This is a genomic window from Tamlana crocina (assembly GCF_012037625.1).
The window spans coordinates 1-306 of record NZ_JAAVJS010000740.1 but is presented as its reverse complement, the minus strand read 5'-3'; the positions used below and the strand labels follow the sequence as shown (position 1 = coordinate 306).

Here is a 306-nt window from a genome sequence, read left to right as displayed (position 1 = left end):
ACCGGATGGCTGGAGATCATGGGCTGCGGACTGGTGGATCCTAATGTACTTCGCAATTGTAACATAGATCCTGCAGAATATTCCGGTTTTGCTTTTGGAATGGGGATAGAAAGAATAGCCATGTTGCTATACCAGATCGGGGATATTCGTATGTTCTATGAGAATGACATGAGATTTTTGGAACAGTTTAAATCATCTATATGAAAACAGTTGGCGTAGTCATTCTCGGCCTTATTGCTCTTGCAGTAATTATCGTCCTTATCGTTGTAGAGATCATAGAACTTGCCGTTGGTGCAGTTCTGTTAC

At 41.8% G+C, this 306-nt stretch carries 1 protein-coding gene; it reads left to right on the top strand.

Annotated features, from left to right (window positions below):
* A partial coding sequence (locus tag HC176_RS18800) for a tRNA ligase subunit PheS family protein (protein WP_483414765.1) occupies nucleotides 1-204 on the top strand: 204 nt, incomplete at its 5' end.
* Nucleotides 205-306 lie beyond the last annotated feature (102 nt).